Origin of the sequence: Arthrobacter sp. FX8, from assembly GCF_026723805.1 — a bacterium.
Classification (GTDB): Bacteria; Actinomycetota; Actinomycetes; order Actinomycetales; family Micrococcaceae; genus Arthrobacter.
On record NZ_CP113505.1, the window covers coordinates 338,243 to 362,220 of the forward strand.

The 23,978-nt window shown below is 64.5% G+C and carries 16 protein-coding genes, 3 rRNA genes and 2 pseudogenes; 18 read left to right on the top strand and 3 right to left on the bottom strand.

The window, feature by feature from the left end; all coding sequences use genetic code 11:
- The first annotated feature begins 24 nt into the window (after positions 1–24).
- The 3 genes and pseudogenes from OUO20_RS01530 to OUO20_RS01540 all read left to right on the top strand — a co-directional run bounded on the left by OUO20_RS01530 (position 25) and on the right by OUO20_RS01540 (position 2,801).
- Positions 25–1,004, top strand: a pseudogene (locus OUO20_RS01530) (PmoA family protein).
- Between the two features lie 3 nt (positions 1,005–1,007).
- The gene (locus tag OUO20_RS01535) at positions 1,008–1,739 is read left to right on the top strand and encodes a cupin domain-containing protein (RefSeq protein ID WP_268002684.1); all 732 of its coding nucleotides are present in this window, start codon (positions 1,008–1,010) and stop codon (positions 1,737–1,739) included.
- Positions 1,740–1,775: 36 nt separating this feature from the next.
- Positions 1,776–2,801 carry a LacI family DNA-binding transcriptional regulator gene (locus OUO20_RS01540; protein ID WP_142068363.1) on the top strand — a complete coding sequence of 342 codons (1,026 nt, stop codon included), beginning with the start codon at positions 1,776–1,778 and terminating at the stop codon, positions 2,799–2,801.
- A 40-nt stretch (positions 2,802–2,841) separates the two neighbouring features.
- Here the strand turns inward: OUO20_RS01540 and OUO20_RS01545 are convergent, their stop codons facing one another.
- Entirely contained in the window at positions 2,842–3,234 is a 393-nt protein-coding gene (locus OUO20_RS01545; protein ID WP_018771322.1) for a VOC family protein, read from the bottom strand.
- 278 nt (positions 3,235–3,512) lie between these two features.
- Between OUO20_RS01545 and OUO20_RS01550 the strand changes: the two genes are divergently transcribed.
- From OUO20_RS01550 to OUO20_RS01590, 9 genes and pseudogenes are all read left to right on the top strand, one after another.
- Positions 3,513–4,901 (top strand): GmrSD restriction endonuclease domain-containing protein, encoded by a 1,389-nt coding sequence (locus tag OUO20_RS01550; RefSeq protein WP_056389444.1) that lies wholly within the window; start codon positions 3,513–3,515, stop codon positions 4,899–4,901.
- Positions 4,902–4,967: 66 nt separating this feature from the next.
- Positions 4,968–5,702 (top strand): excalibur calcium-binding domain-containing protein, encoded by a 735-nt coding sequence (locus OUO20_RS01555; protein ID WP_268002685.1) that lies wholly within the window; start codon positions 4,968–4,970, stop codon positions 5,700–5,702.
- A 663-nt stretch (positions 5,703–6,365) separates the two neighbouring features.
- A 16S ribosomal RNA gene (locus tag OUO20_RS01560) occupies positions 6,366–7,888 on the top strand.
- 511 nt (positions 7,889–8,399) lie between these two features.
- A 23S ribosomal RNA gene (locus OUO20_RS01565) occupies positions 8,400–11,528 on the top strand.
- A gap of 172 nt (positions 11,529–11,700) precedes the next feature.
- A 5S ribosomal RNA gene (gene rrf, locus OUO20_RS01570) occupies positions 11,701–11,817 on the top strand.
- Together the 16S, 23S and 5S rRNA genes form the textbook arrangement of a ribosomal RNA operon.
- A 131-nt stretch (positions 11,818–11,948) precedes the next feature.
- Entirely contained in the window at positions 11,949–12,800 is an 852-nt protein-coding gene (locus OUO20_RS01575) for a phosphotransferase (protein WP_268002686.1), read from the top strand.
- A 178-nt stretch (positions 12,801–12,978) separates the two neighbouring features.
- Complete coding sequence (locus OUO20_RS01580; protein WP_018770564.1) at positions 12,979–13,737, top strand: LamB/YcsF family protein; 759 nt, start codon at positions 12,979–12,981, stop codon at positions 13,735–13,737.
- A 1-nt stretch (position 13,738) separates the two neighbouring features.
- Positions 13,739–15,408 (top strand): annotated as a pseudogene (locus OUO20_RS01585) (5-oxoprolinase/urea amidolyase family protein).
- Positions 15,401–17,149: an acetyl/propionyl/methylcrotonyl-CoA carboxylase subunit alpha gene (locus OUO20_RS01590; RefSeq protein ID WP_056393207.1), complete on the top strand. Its 1,749-nt coding sequence runs from the start codon at positions 15,401–15,403 to the stop codon at positions 17,147–17,149. Before OUO20_RS01585 ends, OUO20_RS01590 begins: the two are co-directional and overlap by 8 nt.
- Positions 17,150–17,156: 7 nt before the next feature.
- Here the strand turns inward: OUO20_RS01590 and OUO20_RS01595 are convergent, their stop codons facing one another.
- Positions 17,157–18,134, bottom strand: coding sequence for a prenyltransferase/squalene oxidase repeat-containing protein (locus OUO20_RS01595; RefSeq protein WP_235509864.1), 978 nt, complete (start codon positions 18,132–18,134; stop codon positions 17,157–17,159).
- A gap of 69 nt (positions 18,135–18,203) precedes the next feature.
- Here OUO20_RS01595 and OUO20_RS01600 point away from each other — a divergent pair, with 69 nt between their 5' ends.
- From OUO20_RS01600 to OUO20_RS01620, 5 genes are all read left to right on the top strand, one after another.
- Positions 18,204–18,881 carry a GntR family transcriptional regulator gene (locus OUO20_RS01600; protein WP_056393210.1) on the top strand — a complete coding sequence of 226 codons (678 nt, stop codon included), beginning with the start codon at positions 18,204–18,206 and terminating at the stop codon, positions 18,879–18,881.
- A 210-nt stretch (positions 18,882–19,091) separates the two neighbouring features.
- The gene (locus OUO20_RS01605; protein WP_018770559.1) at positions 19,092–19,805 is read left to right on the top strand and encodes a DUF969 domain-containing protein; all 714 of its coding nucleotides are present in this window, start codon (positions 19,092–19,094) and stop codon (positions 19,803–19,805) included.
- The gene (locus tag OUO20_RS01610) at positions 19,802–20,773 is read left to right on the top strand and encodes a DUF979 domain-containing protein (protein ID WP_018770558.1); all 972 of its coding nucleotides are present in this window, start codon (positions 19,802–19,804) and stop codon (positions 20,771–20,773) included. The genes OUO20_RS01605 and OUO20_RS01610 overlap by 4 nt, the downstream gene beginning before the upstream one ends.
- 31 nt (positions 20,774–20,804) lie before the next feature.
- Positions 20,805–21,905 (top strand): DUF2891 family protein, encoded by a 1,101-nt coding sequence (locus tag OUO20_RS01615; protein WP_268002687.1) that lies wholly within the window; start codon positions 20,805–20,807, stop codon positions 21,903–21,905.
- Positions 21,906–22,079: 174 nt separating this feature from the next.
- Entirely contained in the window at positions 22,080–22,340 is a 261-nt protein-coding gene (locus OUO20_RS01620) for a hypothetical protein (protein ID WP_223994044.1), read from the top strand.
- On the opposite strand, the gene OUO20_RS01625 is transcribed toward OUO20_RS01620, so the two are convergent.
- Entirely contained in the window at positions 22,337–22,957 is a 621-nt protein-coding gene (locus OUO20_RS01625; protein WP_268002688.1) for a hypothetical protein, read from the bottom strand. The genes OUO20_RS01620 and OUO20_RS01625 overlap by 4 nt on opposite strands.
- 432 nt (positions 22,958–23,389) lie before the next feature.
- On the opposite strand from OUO20_RS01625, the gene OUO20_RS01630 reads away from it, so the two are divergent.
- On the top strand, positions 23,390–23,905 hold the full coding sequence (locus tag OUO20_RS01630) for a DUF222 domain-containing protein (protein WP_395858370.1): 516 nt from the start codon (positions 23,390–23,392) through the stop codon (positions 23,903–23,905).
- Positions 23,906–23,978 lie beyond the last annotated feature (73 nt).

The window sequence follows — 23,978 nt, forward strand, 5'->3', positions numbered from 1 at the left end:
GCCCATACCCAAGGAGGCACCACCATGACCACCCCCACAGCAGCGTCCCTTTCCGCTGTGTCCGCGGCATCACTCAGTTTCCACGACGATGGAGCGGCCCTCACCTTCACAGCCAAAGGCAGGCCTATCGCCACCTATACCTACAAGCCCACGGACGACCAGTACGAGAGTCCGCGGCCGTTCTTCCATCCGCTGACCACCCTGGGCGGGGACGAGGTGACAATTTCCCGCCCGTGGGACCACGTCTGGCATAAGGGACTTTCCTGGGCGCTGCCCAACGTGGGCAAGCACAATTTCTGGGGCGGAGCCACCTACACACGCGCCACGGAGTACGCCAACCTGGACAACAATGGTGCCATGACCCACGGATCCTTCACGGGCATCGACCAATCCGGCCCCGGCATCACGGCGTCGGAATCCCTGACCTGGACCTCGCAGGAAGGGGAACCGGTCATTGCGGAGAGCCGCCGGTTCAGCCTCCGGTTGGTGGAAGACGCTGCCACGGAGAACAGCGAAACCGAGGGGGCATACGCCATCCTCTTTGAGACCAGGATGAGCAATATCTCCGGCGAAGAGATCCGCATCGGCAGCCCCACTACGGAAGGCCGGCACAACGCCGGATACGGTGGCCTCTTTTGGCGCGGCCCCAGGTCCTTTACAGGCGGCGTGTTCCGCAACCAGGAGGATGCGGGTACGGACGAATTCATGGGCACCCGCTCGCCGTGGATCGCCTTCACCGGTACGCATGACGTCACCTGCCGGGCCTCCACCATCGCGTTCGTGGAGGACGGAAATAACCCCGGTGCACCCAACCAGTGGTTTGCCAGGTCGTCCATGTTCGCGTGCCTGGGCTCAGCCCCTTCTTCAGCGAGGAGGTGCCCCTCCGTGAAGGTGCGCCGCTTTCCTACCGCTACGCCGTGGTGATTGCCGATGGCGGTGTGGACGCCGAACGCGCCCAGGCGCTGGCGGATGCTGCGCAAGCAGCGCTTCGCGATTGGGCGTAACGGATGGCCTCCACGTTTCCGGGCGCCACTGGGCTCTCCGAAATCAGCATCTACGACTGGCCGGGCGCCGACGGTGCAGCCGGCGGGTCGCCGCACGTGCACACCGCTTCCACGGAGGCGTACGTGGTGCTCCAGGGAATCGGCAGGCTGGAGACACTTGACTCGCGCGGCTTCACCTCGACACCGTTGGCGCCTGGGGTGGTGCTTTGGTTTACCCCCGGCACCGTGCATCGCGCCATCAATGATTCGGGTGACCTGAAGGTCCTTGTAGTCATGCAGAATGCCGGGCTGCCCGAACACGGCGACGCCGTGATGACATTTCCGCCCGAGTACCTTGCGCACGCGGAAAAGTACCGGAGCGCAGCGGCGCTGGAACACAAGGACGCCGACGCTGGGCCGGACGCGGGCGAGCACGCCGCGCGCCGCCGTCGTGATTTGGCCCTGGAAGGTTACTTTGCGCTTAAGCAAGCCGTGCTGGTTTCCGGCCCGGCAGCACTGGCCGACTTCCATGCTGCCGCTGCCCGTCTGGTCTCGGACAGGACCAGCGCCTGGGCAGACGTTCTGGCGGAGGGAGCTGCCCGCCAGGCGGAAGTCACCCGGCAGCAGCTGGCCTCTCTGGACACGGCAGAAAGTATCTATCTGGCCGGTGCGCGAACTACGATGGGAAAACGGGAAAACCGCAGAATCTACGGCATGTGTGGCCGGATCCAGACGTGGGAACTTTCCGATAACTAGCACCGGGCGCGTGACCCGGGTGAGAGGGCGGTTTCCGTGGTGAGCAAGCAGGACACCAGGCGCGCGACGATCAGTGAGATTGCCCGTGAAGCCGGGGTCTCGGTTCCCACCGTGTCCAAGGTGCTGAACGGGCACGCGCACGTGGCGGCAGAGACGCGTGCCCGGGTGGAGGAGATCATTGCCCGGCGCGATTATGCGCGCCGCCCTGCCAAACGCAGGCAAAAGGCCGGCCTGGTGGACCTGGTGTTTCCGGGGCTGGGCTCGGAATGGGCCCTGGAGATCATCGAGGGCGTAGAACGTGTGGCACAGGACGCCGGCTACGGGACTGTGGTCAGCAGCCTGAGCCTGGACGGCTCGCGCATCCGGCCGTGGCTGGCCAACCTCGCGGAGCGGAAATCGGATGGGCTGCTCATGGCCGTCTACCAGTTGGATGCCAAGCAAATCCAGCGGATCAAGTCCTTGGGGATACCTGTGGTGCTGATCGATCCTGTGGGCCAGCCTGGCCCGGACCTGATGACAGTGGGGGCGGCGAACTGGGAGGGTGGCTATTCGGCCACGGAACACCTTTTGCAGTTGGGGCATAAGCGGATCGCCATGATCGGCGGCCGCGAGGACCTGCAGTGCAGCAGCGCCCGCGAGGATGGCTACATCTCGGCACTGCGCCGCGCGGGCATAGCCCTGGACACGGCGTTGATGGTTCCCGGCGACTTTTCCATCGAAGCGGGCGAGGCTGCAACCCGCAAGCTGCTGGAGTTGCCGGACCGTCCGACGGCGATCTTCACCGGCAACGACGACCAGGCCTTGGGTGCGTACCGGGCTGCGCGTTCCGCCGGGCTCCGCATTCCCGAAGACTTGTCCGTCATTGGGTTTGACGACATTCCGGCGGCCGAGTGGATCGAGCCGGGGCTGACCACGATCCGGCAGCCGGTAGTGCAGATGGCCGAAACTGCCATGCGCGCCCTGCTCCGGCATCTGGATGGTGACGAGGAACTGCCGCAGCGGATCGAGCTCGGCACCGAGCTGGTGGTCCGGGGTTCCACTGCCCCGCCGGCTAAAAAGTAGTCCGCACCCTCCGACGCCCGCTCCCTTTTAGCAGCTTCTTTTAGGGTTTGTGCGCGTCCCGGATGTCCGCAGGGGTCTGGCCCTGCATCACCCAGCGGTTGCCGTCGGGATCGCTGAAGTAGGCGAACAGGACGCCGCCCAGGTCCTGGATTTCGCTGATGTCCGCGCCCCGCCTGACCAGTTTGGCCCGGACCTCGGTGATGTCCGGAACCACCAGTTGCAGCCCCTCCAGGCTGCCCGGCGTCATGGCGGTCATCCCGGTGCCGATGACTACTGATGTGGGCGAACCCGGGGGAGTCAGCTGGACCACCCTCATGCCCGGAATGTGTTCCACGTCGTGGTCCAGGACGAAGCCAAGTTTTTCGGTATAGAACGCTTTCGACCTGTCGACGTCGGAAACCGGGACCTGGACAACCTCAAGACGCATCTGCATCCGGCCACTCTATCTTTGCGGCTCACGCAAGGGAATGGGAGCCGAACAGACGGGTTTAGCCACGCGAAACCGCGAATTATGAAGCACTCACACGGTATTGCGTCGGGCTTTCCTCAAGGTCCGATCAAGACTTGCTGAATGTTGGCCGAGGACGCGCAGGACGCCCGTTTTCGGTTTCGGTTGGACCATAGGCTCATGACGATGAGTTTGTCGGGCTTAGCAGCAGGCCCGCCAAATGTGGGGTCCCCTTATGGGGACCCCGTGAAAATGGGGAAAGAATGCCCGACCACGACACCCTTTTCGGGTTTGTTCCACCTGCGGCGGCACCGAAGCCGCCGCGGAAACCACGCATTTCAACGTTTATTGTTGCCGGCATCACCGCACTGTTCATGCTTTTGGGCGCGCTGAGCGGCGGAGTGGGCGGAGCCCTGGTTTTCCTGGGCATTTCAACCGCACTCACCGGCCTTTATGTCCTGCTTACAGGGCGGCGCTCCTGGGCCTGGCTCCCGGCGCAACGCAAGGCCGGCGCCATCGCGATCGCCGCGTCCCTCGCCCTCTTCATCGGCGGGGCCGTCGCCTTGCCGCACGTTGCCAGCGCAGACCTGGAGGCAGCCTCCTCGGAGAGCGCCGCCAAGGTGGCGTCCGCCAAAGCGAGCCCAACCGCCACAGCCACGGCTTCGCCGTCGTCCACGCCCACTCCCACCGCTGACAGCACTGGTGAGCCGCTGGACCCGGAGAACCCGGCCGTCCTTGCCGCCGGCGTCACCGCCACCGCACCCAACGCGCAGCCGGCCTACGCCACGAAGGCGGTCGATCTGTTGGCCACCCTTTCCATCAAGGGCCGGGCGCCGAAAACGGGGTATGACCGGGCGCAGTTCGGCCAGGCGTGGCTGGACGTGGACCGCAATGGCTGCGATACCCGCAACGACATCCTCCGGCGGGACCTCACCGGCATCACTTACACGAACAGTGTTCCCTGCAAAGTCCAGACAGGGACCCTGGCGGATCCCTACACGGGCAAGACCATCAGTTTTGTCCGTGGCTCGGGGACCAGCACTGCCGTGCAGATCGACCATGTGGTGGCGCTGAGCGACGCGTGGCAGAAGGGCGCGCAGCAGTTGACCACCGAGCAGCGGACGGCGTTCGCGAATGATCCGCTGAATCTCCAGGCAACGGACGGCCCCACCAACCAGCAAAAGGGCGACGGCGACGCGGCCACCTGGCTGCCCCCGAACAAGCCCTTCCGGTGTGAGTATGTGGCCCGGCAGATCTCGGTGAAGGCGACATATGGGCTGTGGGTGACACAGGCGGAGCACGACGCGATGGCCCGCATCCTCGGTGACTGCTCCGGACAGTTGGCTCCGACCAGCCAACAGTCCCCGGCTCCCGCACCGGCGGTGGCTGAACCGGCGCCTGCCGCGGCTGCTCCTGCTCCGGCGGCGGTTGCCCCCGCACCGGCACCGGTCGCTCCGGCGCCCGCGCCCGTTGTCCCGGCGGCACCTGCGCCGGCTGCACCCGCACCTGCTCCCGCCGCACCGGCACCTGCCGCCGTCTACTACGCCAACTGCACTGCGGCGAGGGCTGCGGGAGCTGCGCCGCTCTACGCCGGCCAGGCCGGCTACCGGTCCGCACTGGACCGCGACTCCGACGGCATCGCCTGCGAGTAGGCCCGTTCTTGTCCGGACTCTTCGGACGCGATTTCAACACCATCACACGCATTCCTAGGGGGAATCATGAAAACAAGTCCCATGCCTGCCGCCGGCAGGTTGAAGAAGACGCTGGCTCTGGCTGTGCTTGCCGGCCTCATGCTGACGGGCTGCGGCGGCAAGCAGGCGGCGACGCAGCCTGCAGCAGCCGCAACCGCTGTTGCGCAAACGATCGAGACCGTCACCGTTCCGTCCGTGACGGGTTTGGCCCTGGACAAGGCCACGGACCAGCTGAAAGACCTTGGGTTTGAAGTTGATGCCAAGGACACGGCCCACGGCAAGTCGATCATGGTCAAGAGCAACTGGCAGGTGACCACCCAGGACCCAGCCAACGGTGCAAAGGCTGACAAGGGGTCCACGGTGCATCTCGGCGTCAAGAGCCTTGACGATATTGCGGCGGAGAAGGCTGCGGCCGACAAGGCGGCAGCTGACAAGGCCGCGGCCGAGAAGGCGGCTGCTGCTGCGAAGGCGGCCGCTGAGAAAGCCGCTGCCGACAAGGCCGCCGTCGATCAGGCAGCCGCTGCGAAGGCTGCCGCCGACCAGGCTGCGCGGGATGCAGCTGCCAAGCAGGCCGCGCAGGCTCCCGCACCTGCTCCTGTGGCAGTTCCTGCCGCACCAGCCCCCGTGCAGGCTCCGGCAGCTGCCTACTACGCCAATTGCACTGCAGCCAAGGCCGCGGGTGCGGCGCCTTTGTACAGGGGACAGGCGGGGTACAGCTCTTCCCTTGACCGCGACGGCGACGGCGTCGCCTGCGAGCGTTAGCCAGGCGGGGCAGTGCTAAGACGAGCCGCGGATCCTCCTTTCCGGAGGTATCCGCGGCTCGTGGCTTAAGGGCCAACCGAGGGAATTGAGGTCGGGGCCGGAGATGGGGGAGGCCAGACAGCATGTGCGGCAGCACACACCAGGGAATTACGACGGCGGGAGGCCGCTTGGGTGCCCCGACGGCCGTTCCTGCCCCGGGATTCCGCGGATCTTCACCCGCTAGGGGGTCGATTTGCGGTTGGGTGTGGGGGCGGGTATTGTTTTCTGAGTCGCCGCCGCTGAAGCGGAAAGATAGCGGCCAAACCCCTTACTGAACGGCCTGGAAATGGTTCGCCTCTTGGCGTGCCGGACGCGGGTGGGGCTGGTTTTCGAGTGGAGTGGATCGCGGTAACGCTGATTTGCGAAGCTTGTTGGAACCGGGTAAGTTTGGAAAGTTGCTCCGGAGCGAGCCTGGACGTTGGTTTGGGTGGTGCCGGGTGTGTCTGTTGTTTGAGAACTCAATAGTGTGCCAAGTTTGTTGATACCGATTATGTATGTAATTGGTTGATTGTGCTGTGCCGCCACCCCGTGGTGTGCATGGTGTTTTTAGCTGGTTTCAAATTTTGTGCAGCTGTTTCTGCCGTTATTTCCGGTGGTTGTGGTTGTGTCTGTTTTTGTTTTACTTCAACGGAGAGTTTGATCCTGGCTCAGGATGAACGCTGGCGGCGTGCTTAACACATGCAAGTCGAACGATGATGCCAGCTTGCTGGTGGATTAGTGGCGAACGGGTGAGTAACACGTGAGTAACCTGCCCTTGACTCTGGGATAAGCCTGGGAAACTGGGTCTAATACCGGATATGACCTTCCATCGCATGGTGGTTGGTGGAAAGCTTTTGTGGTTTTGGATGGACTCGCGGCCTATCAGCTTGTTGGTGGGGTAATGGCCTACCAAGGCGACGACGGGTAGCCGGCCTGAGAGGGTGACCGGCCACACTGGGACTGAGACACGGCCCAGACTCCTACGGGAGGCAGCAGTGGGGAATATTGCACAATGGGCGAAAGCCTGATGCAGCGACGCCGCGTGAGGGATGACGGCCTTCGGGTTGTAAACCTCTTTCAGTAGGGAAGAAGCGTAAGTGACGGTACCTGCAGAAGAAGCGCCGGCTAACTACGTGCCAGCAGCCGCGGTAATACGTAGGGCGCAAGCGTTATCCGGAATTATTGGGCGTAAAGAGCTCGTAGGCGGTTTGTCGCGTCTGCCGTGAAAGTCCGGGGCTCAACTCCGGATCTGCGGTGGGTACGGGCAGACTAGAGTGATGTAGGGGAGACTGGAATTCCTGGTGTAGCGGTGAAATGCGCAGATATCAGGAGGAACACCGATGGCGAAGGCAGGTCTCTGGGCATTAACTGACGCTGAGGAGCGAAAGCATGGGGAGCGAACAGGATTAGATACCCTGGTAGTCCATGCCGTAAACGTTGGGCACTAGGTGTGGGGGACATTCCACGTTTTCCGCGCCGTAGCTAACGCATTAAGTGCCCCGCCTGGGGAGTACGGCCGCAAGGCTAAAACTCAAAGGAATTGACGGGGGCCCGCACAAGCGGCGGAGCATGCGGATTAATTCGATGCAACGCGAAGAACCTTACCAAGGCTTGACATGAACCGGACCGCTGCAGAAATGTGGTTTCCCCTTTGGGGCTGGTTTACAGGTGGTGCATGGTTGTCGTCAGCTCGTGTCGTGAGATGTTGGGTTAAGTCCCGCAACGAGCGCAACCCTCGTTCTATGTTGCCAGCACGTGATGGTGGGGACTCATAGGAGACTGCCGGGGTCAACTCGGAGGAAGGTGGGGACGACGTCAAATCATCATGCCCCTTATGTCTTGGGCTTCACGCATGCTACAATGGCCGGTACAAAGGGTTGCGATACTGTGAGGTGGAGCTAATCCCAAAAAGCCGGTCTCAGTTCGGATTGGGGTCTGCAACTCGACCCCATGAAGTCGGAGTCGCTAGTAATCGCAGATCAGCAACGCTGCGGTGAATACGTTCCCGGGCCTTGTACACACCGCCCGTCAAGTCACGAAAGTTGGTAACACCCGAAGCCGGTGGCCTAACCCCTTGTGGGAGGGAGCTGTCGAAGGTGGGACTGGCGATTGGGACTAAGTCGTAACAAGGTAGCCGTACCGGAAGGTGCGGCTGGATCACCTCCTTTCTAAGGAGCACCTCCAACTCTTCTGTGCTGGTGAATGCCGGTGTGGGGGTTGTCAGGAAGCAAGCCCGCAGCATGGACGATTGTTCCGTGGCGGGTGCTCATGGGTGGAATATCAACAAATAGGTGCCTGGTGGCACGGACCGGTTTGGTTAGTACGAATGTTTTGTTCTTCTCTTCGGGGGAGGGCGGGTGTTCTGGAACGCGGCTGGTTTGGGTTGCTGGGTAGTGTTTGGCACACTGTTGGGTCCTGAGGCAACAGGGCCGGGGGTTTTCCCTCGGGTTTGTTTGTTTCTGGTTTCCCTGCCGTGACGTTCCGTGCGCCTGTTGTGGGTGTGTGGGGTGTGTGGTGTGGGGTTGTTGTTTGAGAACTACATAGTGGACGCGAGCATCTTGTATAAGAAGCAATTTCCAAGATTAATGAACCTGGATCTGGCTGCGCTGTTGATGCCCTTTGGGTGTTGGGGTGTGGTTGGTTTCTGTGGTTCTCTCGAGAAATGTTTTTGATCTTTGTGGTCAAGTTTTTAAGAGCACACGGTGGATGCCTTGGCATTAGGAGCCGAAGAAGGACGTAGGAATCTGCGATAAGCCTGGGGGAGTCGATAACCGGACTGTGATCCCAGGGTGTCCGAATGGGGAAACCCCGCCGAGCGCGCGAGTGACTCGGTGACCCGTACCTGAACACATAGGGTGCGTGGGGGGAACGCGGGGAAGTGAAACATCTCAGTACCCGCAGGAAGAGAAAACAATAGTGATTCCGTTAGTAGTGGCGAGCGAACGCGGATCAGGCTAAACCGTTCCATGTGTGATAGCCGGCGGGCGTTGCATGGTCGGGGTTGTGGGACTTTCCATACCAGTTCTGCCGGGCTGGTGGGGTGTGATGTGCGCGCATAGGTGAACGGTTTTGAAAGGCCGGCCAGAGAGGGTGTTAGTCCCGTAACCGTAATGTGTTTGTACCGCCTGTGAGAGTATCCCAAGTAGTACGGGGCCCGAGAAATCCCGTGCGAATCTGTCAGGACCACCTGATAAGCCTAAATACTCCCTAATGACCGATAGCGGACCAGTACCGTGAGGGAAAGGTGAAAAGTACCCCGGGAGGGGAGTGAAACAGTACCTGAAACCGTGTGCTTACAATCCGTCGGAGCCAGTCTGATTCTGGTGACGGCGTGCCTTTTGAAGAATGAGCCTGCGAGTTAGTGTTACGTCGCGAGGTTAACCCGTGTGGGGCAGCCGTAGCGAAAGCGAGTCTGAATAGGGCGTGTGAGTGGCGTGATCTAGACCCGAAGCGAAGTGATCTACCCATGGCCAGGTTGAAGCGACGGTAAGACGTCGTGGAGGACCGAACCCACTTCAGTTGAAAATGGAGGGGATGAGCTGTGGGTAGGGGTGAAAGGCCAATCAAACTTCGTGATAGCTGGTTCTCCCCGAAATGCATTTAGGTGCAGCGTTGCGTGTTTCTTGCTGGAGGTAGAGCTACTGGATGGCTAATGGGCCCTACAAGGTTACTGACGTCAGCCAAACTCCGAATGCCGGTAAGTGAGAGCGCAGCAGTGAGACTGTGGGGGATAAGCTTCATAGTCGAGAGGGAAACAGCCCAGACCACCAACTAAGGCCCCTAAGCGTGTGCTAAGTGGGAAAGGATGTGGAGTTGCCCAGACAACCAGGAGGTTGGCTTAGAAGCAGCCACCCTTAAAAGAGTGCGTAATAGCTCACTGGTCAAGTGATTCCGCGCCGACAATGTAGCGGGGCTCAAGTACACCGCCGAAGTTGTGGCATTCACATTTTAGCTAAGCCCTTGTGGTTCAGGCGTGTGGATGGGTAGGGGAGCGTCGTGTGGGCGGTGAAGTCGCGGTGTAAACCAGCGGTGGAGCCTACACGAGTGAGAATGCAGGCATGAGTAGCGAAAGACGGGTGAGAAACCCGTCCGCCGAATGATCAAGGGTTCCAGGGTCAAGCTAATCTGCCCTGGGTAAGTCGGGACCTAAGGCGAGGCCGACAGGCGTAGTCGATGGACAACGGGTTGATATTCCCGTACCGGCGAAAAACCGCCCATGCTGAGCGGGGGATACTAACTGCCCGAAGCCTGCCCGAGCGCCCTTGTGGTGTGAGGGTTTTGGTGGAGCGCAGGACCTGATCCCGGGAGGCAAGCGTATTAACAGGTGTGACGCAGGAAGGTAGCCGAGCCGGGCGATGGTTGTCCCGGTCTAAGGATGTAGGGCGAGTGGTAGGCAAATCCGCCACTCATGGTGCCTGAGATCTGATGGGACCCCCGTTTGGGGGGATTTGGTGATCCTATGCTGCCGAGAAAAGCATCGACGCGAGGTTTTAGCCGCCCGTACCCCAAACCGACACAGGTGATCAGGTAGAGAATACCAAGGCGATCGAGAGAATTATGGTTAAGGAACTCGGCAAAATGCCCCCGTAACTTCGGGAGAAGGGGGCCCCAACCTTGATACACCCTTTGCGGTGTGGAGGGGATCGGGGCCGCAGAGACCAGGGGGAAGCGACTGTTTACTAAAAACACAGGTCCGTGCGAAGTCGCAAGACGATGTATACGGACTGACTCCTGCCCGGTGCTGGAAGGTTAAGAGGACCGGTTAGCCGCAAGGCGAAGCTGAGAATTTAAGCCCCAGTAAACGGCGGTGGTAACTATAACCATCCTAAGGTAGCGAAATTCCTTGTCGGGTAAGTTCCGACCTGCACGAATGGAGTAACGACTTCCCCGCTGTCTCAACCATAAACTCGGCGAAATTGCAGTACGAGTAAAGATGCTCGTTACGCGCAGCAGGACGGAAAGACCCCGAGACCTTTACTATAGTTTGGTATTGGTGTTCGGAGTGGCTTGTGTAGGATAGGTGGGAGACGTTGAAGCCCGGACGCCAGTTCGGGTGGAGTCATCGTTGAAATACCACTCTGGTCACTTTGGACATCTAACTTCGGCCCGTAATCCGGGTCAGGGACAGTGCCTGATGGGTAGTTTAACTGGGGCGGTTGCCTCCTAAAAAGTAACGGAGGCGCCCAAAGGTTCCCTCAGCCTGGTTGGCAATCAGGTGTCGAGTGTAAGTGCACAAGGGAGCTTGACTGTGAGAGAGACATCTCGAGCAGGGACGAAAGTCGGGACTAGTGATCCGGCGGTACATTGTGGAATGGCCGTCGCTCAACGGATAAAAGGTACCTCGGGGATAACAGGCTGATCTTGCCCAAGAGTCCATATCGACGGCATGGTTTGGCACCTCGATGTCGGCTCGTCGCATCCTGGGGCTGGAGTAGGTCCCAAGGGTTGGGCTGTTCGCCCATTAAAGCGGTACGCGAGCTGGGTTTAGAACGTCGTGAGACAGTTCGGTCCCTATCCGCTGCGCGCGCAGGAAATTTGAGAAGGGCTGTCCTTAGTACGAGAGGACCGGGACGGACGAACCTCTGGTGTGTCAGTTGTACTGCCAAGTGCACCGCTGATTAGCTACGTTCGGATGGGATAACCGCTGAAAGCATCTAAGCGGGAAGCTCGCTTCGAGATGAGATTTCCATACACCCTCGGGTGTGAGAGGCCCCCAGCCAGACCACTGGGTTGATAGGCCGGATGTGGAAGCGAGGACTAACGACTCGTGAAGCTGACCGGTACTAATAGGCCAACAACTTACACCACACAGATACATACAAACTCTGCTTGCGTCCACTATGTGGTTCCCAACCAACAACCCCCCAACACCGGGGTTGTCACGGCATGGAACCAACACAACTGAATAACAACACCACAATGTTGTAACCACGAGTCTTCCCACCCCCGAACAAAATACCGGGCGGGCGGGTACAAGGGTTACGGCGGTCATAGCGTGGGGGAAACGCCCGGTCCCATTCCGAACCCGGAAGCTAAGACCCACAGCGCCGATGGTACTGCACCCGGGAGGGTGTGGGAGAGTAGGTCACCGCCGGACACACATTGGTCGAGGCCCCAACCACCAGGTTGGGGCCTCCCACATTTAAGCACGTCTCGCGGTTTGATCAGGGAGGCATCAGCGCGTAGTGGCTGTAACGGCAGTGCCGCCGGACCGTATATTCTGCCGGAATGGATTCCTGGCACCGCAACCTGCTGAATACTGGGCAGGCAGAGCTCGTGGAAGCCTGGCTCCCGGGCGTCCGATTATTGGATGACCTGTCCTGGAACATCGTCGAAACCGTGGTGCTCGCGGTGGAGCATGGTCAGCACAGGTACGTGATCAAGGCCGGAGGCCCTTCCAACCACCACATACAGCGTGAGATTGCAGCCCACCAATCCTCCGTTCATGTCTTGGCCCGCCGGAACTGTGCGCCGAAGCTCAGGTTCGCGGACCGCGCCCTGAATATCCTGGTCACGCAGTATCTGGAAGGTTGCCTGGTAGAGGGCACTGAAGCCGAATACGCGCCTGAAACATACGTCCAAGCCGGTGCTGTGCTGCGTGTTTTCCATGACCAGGCCGCGCATCGCGATCCGGATTATGAGGAGGCAGCCACCACCAAGGCCCTGGCCTGGCTAGGTAAACCCCACCGCATCGACAGCCGCGCCGCGGAAAAAGCGAGGGCCATACTGGGCGCCTACAAGCCGAAGCCGGTGATTGTTGTCCCGACCCATGGTGACTGGCAGCCGCGCAACTGGCTCCTCGACGGAGAAGTCCTAAAGGTCATCGACTTTGGCAGATACGAGTTGAGGCCGGCCGCCAGCGATTTCTGTCGACTTGCCGTACAGCAATGGCGTACGGCTCCGCAGCTGCAGTCAGCCTTCTTCGCGGGTTACGGTTCGGACCCCAGGCACAGTAGGCTCTGGAGCGTTATGCAGTTGCGGGAAGCCGTTGCCACAGCCGCGTGGGCTTACCAGGTTGGTGATCTGGAGTTTGAGAAACAGGGCCTCCGGATGCTCCGTGACGCCTTGGACACCTTCTAAGGGATGCCGTTCCCCGGCGATGTGGCCGGGAGGGCATTATGTGATGGCGCATCATGGAAAACCCGCAGGATGTGATGGCGCGTCACGGGTAGGAAGGGTAATAGGGGCTTCGGATTGTTGAACAATCCGAGTTTTTAGGGCATTCTTGGATGAACAGCAATCCGAGACGGAGATCACAATGCCCAGCATCGACCTGAACAGCGACGTCGGCGAGTCCTTTGGGAACTGGTCCTTCGGTGACGACGCGGCCATCTTTGAAAGCGTGTCCAGCGCCAACGTGGCCTGCGGCTTCCACGCCGGCGATCCCGTAGGCATCATGGCCACCTGCCAGGCCGCCGTGAAGGCCGGCGTCACCGTGGGCGCACACCCCGGATACCGTGACCTGGCCGGCTTTGGCCGGCGCTTCGTGGACATGACCCCGGCCGAGCTGACCGCCGATGTGGTCTACCAGATCGGCGCAGTCCAGGCCGTGGCCCTCGCCGCCGGCACTGCCGTCCGCTACGTCAAGCCGCACGGCGCGCTCTACAACACCATCGTCACCCACCCGAAGCAGGCTGGGGCCGTTGTGGCAGCCATCCTCGCAGTGGACCCCACCCTGCCCCTTATGGTGCTCCCCAACTCCGAGATCCAGCGCCAGGCCGAAGCCGCGGGCCTGCGAACCGTGGCCGAGGCCTTCGCTGACCGTGCCTACAACCCGGACGGCACCCTGGTCTCCCGGCGCGAACCCGGCGCCGTGCTGCACAAGGTGGAGGACGTCGTCGAGCACGTCCTGCGCCTGGCCGGGGACGGCGTAGTCCGCGCCATCGACGGATCGCTGGTTCCCGTCCACGCCGAAAGCATCTGCCTGCACGGTGACACCCCCGGCGCCGTGGCAATGGCTGCCGCCGTCCGTGCCGCACTGGTGGACGCCGGCATCCGGATCGAAAGCTTCGCCTAGCATGGCCGCCACGCAGCAGCAGCGCACCGCCACTGCCCCTCGCCCGGAGCTGACCGGGATCCGGCGCGCGGGTGACCAGGCCATCCTGGTGGAGCTGTCCTCCCTCGATGCCGTCCTCAGCCTCCAGGCGCAGCTGACCGCACACCCGCAGCCGGGCCAGATCGACGTCATCGCAGCCGCATCAACCGTCCTTGTCACCGCGGATTCGCCCCAGGCAGTCCACAGCCTGGCCGCGCACGTCCGTGGGCTGGACCTTGAGGCGCCAGCGGACACCGAGAGCGCGCTGGTCACCATCGACGTGGTGTACGACGGCGAGGACCTGGACGAGGTGGCGTCGCTCACCGGACTGGGCCGTGAGGGAGTGGTGGCCGCGCATGCCGGCCAGCTCTGGACCGCAGCCTTTGCCGGATTCGCACCGGGCTTCGCCTACCTCAGCGGCGAAAACCCCAGCCTCGAAGTCCCGCGGCGCCGATCCCCGCGCACGGCCGTGCCCGCCGGCGCTGTGGCCTTGGGCGGCGCGTACTCGGCCGTCTACCCGCGGCAGTCGCCGGGCGGCTGGCAGTTGATCGGCCGGACCGAAGCCGCCATGTGGGACCTGGACCGGGAAAATCCCGCCCTCATCCGCCCCGGCGATACCGTCCGCTTCAAGGCCGTCCGCAGCCACGCCATCGTGACGGAACGGCCCAAAGTCCCCGCCAACCGGACGGCAGAGCACCAGGGGAACGCAGGCCTTGCCGTCCGCAAACCGGGGCTGCAGGCCACCGTCCAGGACCTGGGCCGGCCGGGCTTCGCCTCGCTGGGTGTCAGCAGCGCCGGCGCCATGGACCGCGGAGCCCTCCGCCGCGCCAACCGCCTGGTGGGCAACGCCGAAGGCGCAGCCGGCATCGAACTCCTCTTCGGCGGCCTCGAACTCGAGGCCCTCACCGACCAGGTCCTGGCCGTCGCCGGAGCGGCCGTCCCGCTGCAGATCACACCGGGGGCAGACTCAAAAGAGGACATCCAGCGGACGACGGCGGCGCGGCACCCAGCGTGCGACGCCCCCTTCGCGCTGTTGGCGGGGGAGAGGTTGACCGTGGGCACCCCCACGGCAGGGCTCCGCTCCTACATCGGCGTCCGCGGTGGACTCGGTGGCCCCGATGCTCTCGGCAGCCGCTCCACGGACACCATGTCAGGGATCGGCCCCGAGCTGCTCGAAGCGGGAACCATCCTGCCGGTGCACGCCGCCAAACCGGGCAGCGTGGTGGGCCACCCGGAAGTGTCCCCCTTCCGATTCAGGACGGGGCAACCGTGCTGCGGGTGGTCCCCGGACCCCGGCAGGACTGGTTCAGCACCGACACACTGCAGGACTTCCTGGCCCAGGAATGGACCGTCACGCCAAAGTCCAACCGGATCGGTCTGCGCCTCAACGGCCAGCCGCTCAGCCGCAGCCGGGACGGCGAACTCGCCAGCGAAGGAACCGTCCGCGGCGCCGTGCAGGTGCCGCCGGAAGGCCAGCCCGTCCTGTTCCTCTCCGACCACCCGGTGACCGGCGGGTACCCGGTGATTGCCGTCGTCGTCCATGCCGACCTGGACAAGGCCGCCCAGCTTCCCCCGGGCACAACCGTCCGGTTCACCGCCGCAGCTCCTCCGGCAGAACTGCCCGAAACACCTAAGGAAAGCCCCCATGCGTAAAGTCCTCATTGCCAACCGCGGCGAAATTGCCGTCCGGATCGCCCGGGCCTGCGACGATGCAGGCCTGGAAAGCGTGGCCGTCTACGCCGATCCGGACGCCGACGCGCTGCACGTCTCCGCCGCCACCGAGGCCTACTCGCTGTCAGGCTCCCGGCCCCAGGAAACCTACCTGGACATCGACAAGCTCCTCGCCGTTGCGGCGAAAAGCGGCGCCGACGCCGTCCACCCCGGCTACGGCTTCCTGTCCGAGAACGCCGGCTTCGCCCAGGCCGTAATCGACGCCGGCCTGACCTGGATCGGCCCCTCCCCGGAGACCATCCGGCTGCTGGGCGACAAGGTCAGCGCCCGCGAGGTGGCGGTCCGGGCCGGCGCCCCGCTGGCACCCGGCAGCGACGGACCGGTGGCCAGCGCCGCGGAGGTCCGCGCCTTCGCCGAACAGGTGGGCCTTCCCGTGGCCATCAAGGCGGCGTTCGGCGGCGGCGGGCGTGGCCTCAAGGTGGTCCGGGACCAGGCCGACATCGAGGAAAGCTTCGACTCCGCGGTCCGCGAATCCCTGGCCGCCTTCGGCCGGAGCGAATGCTACGTGGAGAAGTTTTTGGACCGGCCGCGCCATGTGGAGGCCCAGGTCATCGCGGACACGCACGGCAACGTGGTGGTGGTGGGCACCCGCGACTGTTCGCTGCAGCGCCGCCACCAGAAACTCGTGGAGGAAGCCCCCGCCCCCTTCCTCACCGCTGAGCAGCGGGCCGCCATCCACGCCTCGGCCAAGGCCATTTGCCGCGAGGCAGGCTACGTCGGTGCCGGCACCGTGGAGTACCTGCTGGACGGCACGGGCTTCCTGAGCTTCCTGGAGGTCAACACCCGCCTGCAGGTGGAGCACCCCATCACCGAGGAGACCTCCGGGGTGGACCTGGTGGCCGCCCAGCTGTCCATCGCGGCGGGGGAGAAGCTTCCCATCCTCGAGGACCCGGAGCCGCGCGGGCACGCCTTTGAGTTCCGGATCAACGCCGAGGACCCGGGCCGCGGCTTCCTGCCGTCCCCCGGCACCGTGGAAACCTTCGAAGCCCCCACCGGTCCCGGGATCCGGGTGGACACCGGCGTCCGTTCGGGCTCGGTGGTCCCCGGGCAGTTCGATTCCCTGCTGGCCAAACTCGTGGTGACCGGGGCGGACCGCCAGCAGGCGCTCCGCCGTGCCCGCCGCGCCCTGCGGGAGTTCCGCATCGGCGGCCTGGCCACCGTGCTGCCGTTCCACCGCGCGGTGGTGGACGCGCCGGACTTCACCCGGACGGACACGCTGGGCGTCTACACCACCTGGATCGAAAACGAATTCACCACCGCCCTTGAGGCGGATCCGGCCTTCAGTCCCGCCGCGCCGGAGGAGCCCCGCCGGACCATCGGCATCGAGGTGGACGGCAAGCGGATGGAGCTGGGACTCCCCAAGGCGCTGCTGGATTCCCTGCTCGACGGCGGCGGCAGGGGACGCGCAGCGGCTCCGCAGGACGGCGGGGAGGCTGCGGCGGAGAAGAACGACGGCGACCTGCTGGCCACCATGGCCGGCACCGTGGTCAAGTGGCTGGCTGAGCCCGGGGCCAGCGTCGAGGAAGGCGAAGCGGTGCTGGTGCTCGAAGCCATGAAGATGGAGACGGCCGTGGCCGCCCACCGCGCCGGCACCGTCGGTGAGCTGTACGCCGCGGCCGGAGACGCCGTCGGGCCCGGGCAGGTGCTCACCACCATTTCCTGAACGCACCTCACGAGGGCATCCGCGCGAACACGCGGCACACCGCCAGGCTGAACCAGAGCTGGAGGTCGTGGAACCTGTCCCGGAGCAGGTGGCCGGTGAAGAGCCCTGACGGCTCCTGGTGCGCGGCCAGCCAGTCGCGCGCCTGGCCGGTTTTTTCCGTTCGAAGGCCGGGGTGGATGATGCTGATCGCGTCGAGGGCGGAAACGAGGTCCGTCATCCAGAAGGGAAAGCAGAACTCGGTCCAGTCGGAGACGCGGCCCTTATCCGGATAGGCGTCCGGCTCGAAGAAGCGGCCCGCCAGCATTTCCGCGGCCTTCTGTGCGGAGGTGCTTGCGCGGTGCGCGGGATGGGCCGCGTAGGCCCTGAGCACCACCCCGGTGATCAGGTGCGAGAACGGCTGCGACGGATCGCCGGTGATGGTCTGCGGCTCGTCCAGCGCGTCCAGCTTCCTCCCCCGGGTGCGGAGGGGAAGGGCCCAGCCGCCGTCGTCCTGCCGCGACGCCTCAAGCCAGCTGAACGCGCGTTCCACGCGCGGGTGGTCGCCGTACCCCGCTTTGCACAGGAGCCCGATGAGGGCCGCCGTGTAGTTGGGAGACACCTGGTTGCCGTAAATCCCCCGAAGGTCACCTGGCTCGGACTGGTGTGAAAGCACATAACCGGCGGCCGCGGCGATGGCCGGATGCCGGCGGGTGAGCCCGAACATCTCCACGAGGAACCCGAGTTGCCGGTAGGTCTCCAGCAGGTCGTAATCCATGCGGTCCCGGGGCCGTCTTCCCGGATAGGCCCACGACCCGTCCGCCGCCTGGTGCCGCAGGATCCGGCGCGGGACCGGAAGGTCCCAGAGTGCCTCATCGGCCGCCGGGGTGGCCGGCAGCCCTCCCGGTCCGGGGACCAGCTCGCGGACGGCCCAGGAGCGCACGGCGGGGTGACCGCTGGACAGCAGCGGGGCGATCGGGTCGAACCGGAGGCCGTCAAGCCACGTCATGGTCACCATGATGGCGGAATACGTCCGGTGCGGACAGGGCACCGCTGTCCTGCCCGATATCGTGGTGCCATGACGTTTGACGAGGTACTGGCCGATCTCCAAGCCCAGGCCAGGACCACAAAGCACGCCGAAACGGGCCTCTGGGTGGCCGCCCAGCTGCGCAGCCGCATCGCCGCCGGCCAGCTGGCTCCCGGATCAAAGCTCGCCGAGGAAGCCCTCCGCGAGGCCCTCGGCGTGTCCCGCAACACCCTGCGGGAAGCATTCACGGCGCTCCATGCCGAACACATCGTGACCCGCATCCCCAACCGTGGTGTGTTCGTGGCCCACCCCACGGCAGACGACATCCGCGAAATCTACCGGGTGCGCCGGTTCCTGGAGCCCGCGGCGGTCCTGTGGTCCGGCGATGCCCCGCTGGAGCCCCTGGCGGCAATCATCAAGGCCGCCAGGGCGGCCGCCGCCGACGGCGACATCCCCGGCATGGCCAGCGCCAACCAGGACTTCCACCGCGCCATCGTTGACCGCTCCGGCAGCGAGCGGCTCAACAGCCTCATGGACCAGGTGCTGGCCGAGATGCGCCTGGTGTTCCACTCGATGGCGGCCAACCCTGCCTTCCACGAGCCCTACGTGGAGGACAACGCCCGGATCGTGGACCTCCTGGAAGCCGGCGAACTGGCCGCGGCAGCGGACTTCCTGGCCGCCTACCTGGACCGCGCGGAAGCGCAGCTGCTCGCCGCCGTCGGCCGCTAGCCAACCCTTCCCCAAAAAGGGGGTTGCAGGATTGTTGAACAAAAAGCTATGCTTTAGATCACACCGTTGTTCTGCAGCTCACTTAACCCTGCAGCCCTAACGTGTCCGGGGCTCCCGCCCCTCGGCGCCGTCACTCCCACCACCACACTCACGGACGCGCCGGCCCCCACTTTCGCAGACCCGTCACGGGTCCCCTGGGAAGGGATAATCATGCTTGTACTCATCGGGGTGCTGCTGGTGATCGTTGGCTTCGCCATCCGCCTGAACCCCCTGATTGTCGTCACCGTTGCGGGCATCGTCACCGCACTTCTGGGCGGCATGAACCCCGCGCAGATCCTCGACTCGTTCGGAACCGGTTTTGCCAGCAGCCGCTCGGTCACCATCTTCGTGGCCGTGCTGCCCGTCGTGGGAATCATCGAGTTCTTCGGGCTGCAGGAACAGGCCAAAGTCCTCATCGGCCGGCTCGCCAAGCTGACGGCAGGCCGGGTCCTGATCGGCTACCTGGCCGTCCGCCAGATCACCGCCGCCGTCGGCCTGAACAGCATCGGCGGCCACGCCCAGACCGTCCGCCCGCTGGTGTTCCCCATGGCCGAAGGCGCAGCGCTGCGCCGCTACGGGCACGTCCCGGACAAGATCAGCGAGAAGATCAAGGGCCACTCCGCCGGCGCGGACAACGTGGGCGTGTTCTTCGGCGAGGACGTGTTCGTCGCCGTCGGCTCCATCCTGCTGATCACCACGTTCGTGGACACCACGTACCACCTGCACCTGGAACCGCTCCAGCTGGCCCTCTGGGCCATCCCCACCGCCATTGCGGCCTTCCTCATCCACGGCTTCCGGCTCCTGCGCCTGGACAAGCAGCTGGACAAGGAATACCGCGAATACGAGCTCACCGCCCAGAAGGAAACCGCAGGAGAAGCGAAATGATCAACGTTGAAGCCGTCTACTGGCTGATCGGCCTTCTGTTCGTCGCCTGGGCATCACTCATTGCCGCCGACACCAACCACCCCCGCCGCTGGGGCAGCTCCTCCTTCTGGGGCCTGCTGGGCCTGTGCTTCTTCTACAGCACCTGGGTCCAGGCCGGCACGGCGCCCGGCTGGATCCTGGGCATCGCCGTCCTGGTCCTGGTGGTGCTGGCCTCCACCGGCCTGCTGGGCCACGGCAAGCACCGCACCTCCACCGGCCACGAGCGCGAGGCCTTCGCCAAGCGCTTCGGCAACAAGCTCTTCATCCCGGCCCTGACGCTGCCCCTGGTCACCGTCATCCTGGTGCTCGCAGCCCCGCTGCTGTCCATCGGCGGCACCCCGCTGCTGGACCCCAAGAACACCACGCTGGTAGCCCTGGCCATCGGCGCCGTGGCTGCCGTCGTCGTGGCCCTGGTGATCCTCAAGCCCAAGAACCCGGCCACGCCCATCTTCGAAAGCCGCCGGATCCTCGAATCCATCGGCTGGGCCGCGCTGCTGCCCCAGATGCTCACCACGCTGGGCATCCTCTTCACCAAAGCCGGCGTGGGCACCGCCGTGGGCACGCTCGCCTCCGGCCTGCTGCCCAAGGGCTCACTGATCGCCGGCGTGCTGGTCTACTGCATCGGCATGTTCCTGTTCACCGTGCTGATGGGCAACGGCTTCGCTGCGTTCCCCATCATGACCGCTGCCATCGGCTGGCCCGTGCTGGTGGAGACGTTCCACGGTGACCCCGCGATCGTCTTCGCGATCGGCATGCTGGCCGGCTTCTGCGGCACGCTCTGCACGCCCATGGCAGCCAACTTCAACCTGGTGCCGTCCGCGCTGCTGGAAATGGACAACAAATACGGCGTCATCGCCGCACAGGTGGGCACGGCCATCCCGCTGCTGGCGGTGAACATCGCGCTGATGTACTTCCTGGCCTTCCACTAACCCTTCCGCAGACCCTGCCATTCAAAGGAGCATGATGGACAACGATCTTCGCGCACAGGCGGCACCGGACTACGCGGCCGTGGTGCTGGGCAACCTTTCCGAGCCCTTCCCGCACTCGGCCCACCACACCCAGGTGTCAGCCGACGACCGGCCAACCCCCGAGCAGATCCACCCCGCCTTCTATACCTCCTTCGACTGGCACTCCTGCGTGCACATGCACTGGCTGGGGGTGAGCCTGGTGGGCGGCACTCCCGGGTCACCCTTTGCTGCGACTACCGCGACAGGAGCGTCCGACGGCGGCACGGCGGCTTGGGTGGATGCCGCCACCGAGGCGTCGCTCCGGGCAGCCCTGGGCGCCAACCTGACCCCGGCCAAGCTGGCAGTGGAACGGGACTACCTGCTGGCCAACCCGTCCTGGGAGCGGCCCTACGGCTGGGCCTGGCTGATGCGGCTGGCCGCCACCTGCTCCGCCTCCCCGGATGCGGAGATCCGCGAATGGGGCACCGCTTTGGAACCCCTGGTGGATGCCGTGGCGGAGCTCAGCGCCGCCTGGATGGCCAAGGCGCAGTATCCCGTCCGGCACGGGCTGCACACCAACGCCGCGTTCGGTGTGGGGTACATGCTGGATGCCTTCCGCTCCCTGGGCAGGGTTGATGCCGCCAAAGCGTGCGAGGACGCGGCGCGCACCTGGTTTGCCAATGACCGCGGCTGGCCGGGCGACTGGGAGCTCAGCGGCCAGGACTTCCTCTCCGCGGGCCTGAGCGAGGCGGACCTGATGCGCCGCGTGCTTTCCGCGGACGAGTTCGCCGGGTGGTTCGCGGGGTTCCTGCCGGAGCTGTCCACCGCATCGCGCATCCTGCAGCCGGTGAGCGTGACGGATGAGACCGACGGCTACCTGGTGCACCTGCACGGACTGAACCTGACCCGCGCGGGACAGGTGGCACGGATCATCGCCACGCTTCGTCAATCCAGCGGCCCGGAAGCCGCGGCCGCCGCGGCCGTGCTGTCCGACGCGCTGGACCCGCTCCTGAAGGCCGGGCTGTCCGGACTGGAAAGCGGCGACTTCATGTCCACGCACTGGCTGGCCAGCTTCGCGTGGGATGCGCTGGGATCGGTGGCTGAACTCGACTGATTCCCGGGCTGGCGTGGCGCCCTCACCAGTCACACTCCGTTCGGAGCGTCTGGTGGGTGCATGCCACGCCGGTGGCGGGCTAGTCTTGCATCACCACGCGCGGAGTGCGTGACCTGGGAGCAGCGGGCAGGGTTGTAATGAGCTGACCATCCGCCCGCGAGCCCAAGGAATCCCATGCGCCAGCAGCTCACGACCTGCCCGCCAGACCCCGCAACAGCAGAGGAGTCCACCACGCTTCGGCCCAGGAGGAAGCGGACCAGGCACCCGCGGCTGGCGGTGGGGGACCGGGTCCGCTTCGCCGAGGGAACCCTGGCCGGCACGGGTGTGGTGGACGCCGTCACGTCCGACTACTCGGTCATTTGGGTGTGGACCGACGAAGGCCAGGGGCGCCGGATGTTCCTGCAGGGCTACGGAAGCATCGTGTCCTCGATTTAGGTACGACGCCGGTCCGCGTGGCGCTCATCCGCCTGGACGATTCCGTCCCGGACTGCGGCGCGGATGACGCCGTAGAGGATGTAGAAGAAGACCGCTCCGAAGAGGACAAACAGGACCAAGCCTGTGAAGTCACCCATGGTTGCTGCCCTCCTCCGGCCAGTACTGCTGGGCTGCCTTTGCGGCATCCCGCAACTTCCCGCCGTCGAGCATGATGGACGTTTCCTCAAGGCCGAAATCGGTCCACTGGGAAACCAGGCGGAGGCTGCCGGCAGGGGAAGCGGCCAGAGCCAGAGCGAGCCGGTGCCCTGGAACTCATCCTCTCCGCCACCGCCGCCGCCATTGTTCAGGACCAGCGCCGGAGGTTCGGGTTCCTGGCCACGCTCCACGAAGCCGTGGGGACCCAGGGTGCCGGTGCTGGCTTTGGAACCATCGGGGAACTGGACGCCGAACATCAGGCCGGTCTGTTGTCCGCGGCCACTGCGGATGCCCCTTCCCGGCTGGAAGAAGAGGTGCTGCAGGTCGGCCCAGTCTTCGTCGGATTGCTGGTCACGGCGGAACAGCCAGGACAGGTTGAACACGCAGCCGGTGGAGAACACGTCCACACTTTTGACCGCCACCACCCTCCACGGAGTCCTGGACACAAACCTGCCGATGTGGACCACGGACGGCAGCTCGTAGACTGGGGCGCCCGCCCATGGCGGCGGGACGTACCGTTGAGACCTCGGCCTCGGTGGGAGCGGAGGTACTGGAAAGTCCTGGAAGAAGGTCACGGTGATCCTTGGGTCCGCTGGCTGCGACCGACCAGCGGAACAGCGGCAGCGCCGCCATGGATCCCCCAATCCGTCCTTACCCGGCCAGTCTAGCCTCCGGTTTGCCGGCCCGCGGGACGCGCGGGACCCCCGTTGACCCGGTCAATCCCGCCCGCCAAAATGCTGGCCGACGGCTGCCTGGATGTGATGGCGGTGGCGGCGGAGGTAGCGTGCGTACTGGCGATCAGTCATCGCGCGGCTGGTGCTTTGCTGGCCTAAACATATGCACTGGCCAGTTCGCTGCCCTTAACTCTTGCTGCCCTGCGCTCCGGGCATATCTCTTGGCAGCATGCCCGGACCATGGTGGACCAAACCGCCAGCCTGGACTCTGCAGGCGCAGCCGCCCTGGAAGCGCACTTCCTGGATCCTGACACGCGCAACCCGGCCCGGGGTTGCCCGGTCGGAGAGATGCCGGCCCACCGGTTCAAGGCCAAAGCCCGCATCTGGCGCGAACGCAACCACCCGGAGACCCTGGAAGGACGCCACGCCAGGAGTGCAGCGGACCGGCGCGTGGAGTACACGCCGGACTGTGACGGGATGGCTTGGATCTCCGCCTATCTGCCCGCCACCACAGCCTCGGCGGTCTGGAACCGCACCACCGCCATTGCCAGGGGACTCCAAGGCCAGGACGAGCACAGGGCCCTTTCGCAACTCCGCGCTGACGTGCTCTCCGCCGCCCTGCTCACCGGTGGCGGCAACCAGGACCTCCAAGGAGGCAACAAGCCACCGCTGTGGCCCCATGTGCGGAACCGGTAGCTCCTCCCTGGGCTCCCTCACGCCTTTGGTGGGACAATAAAGGCAGGGCACCTGTCACGGCGCCACCCAGGCG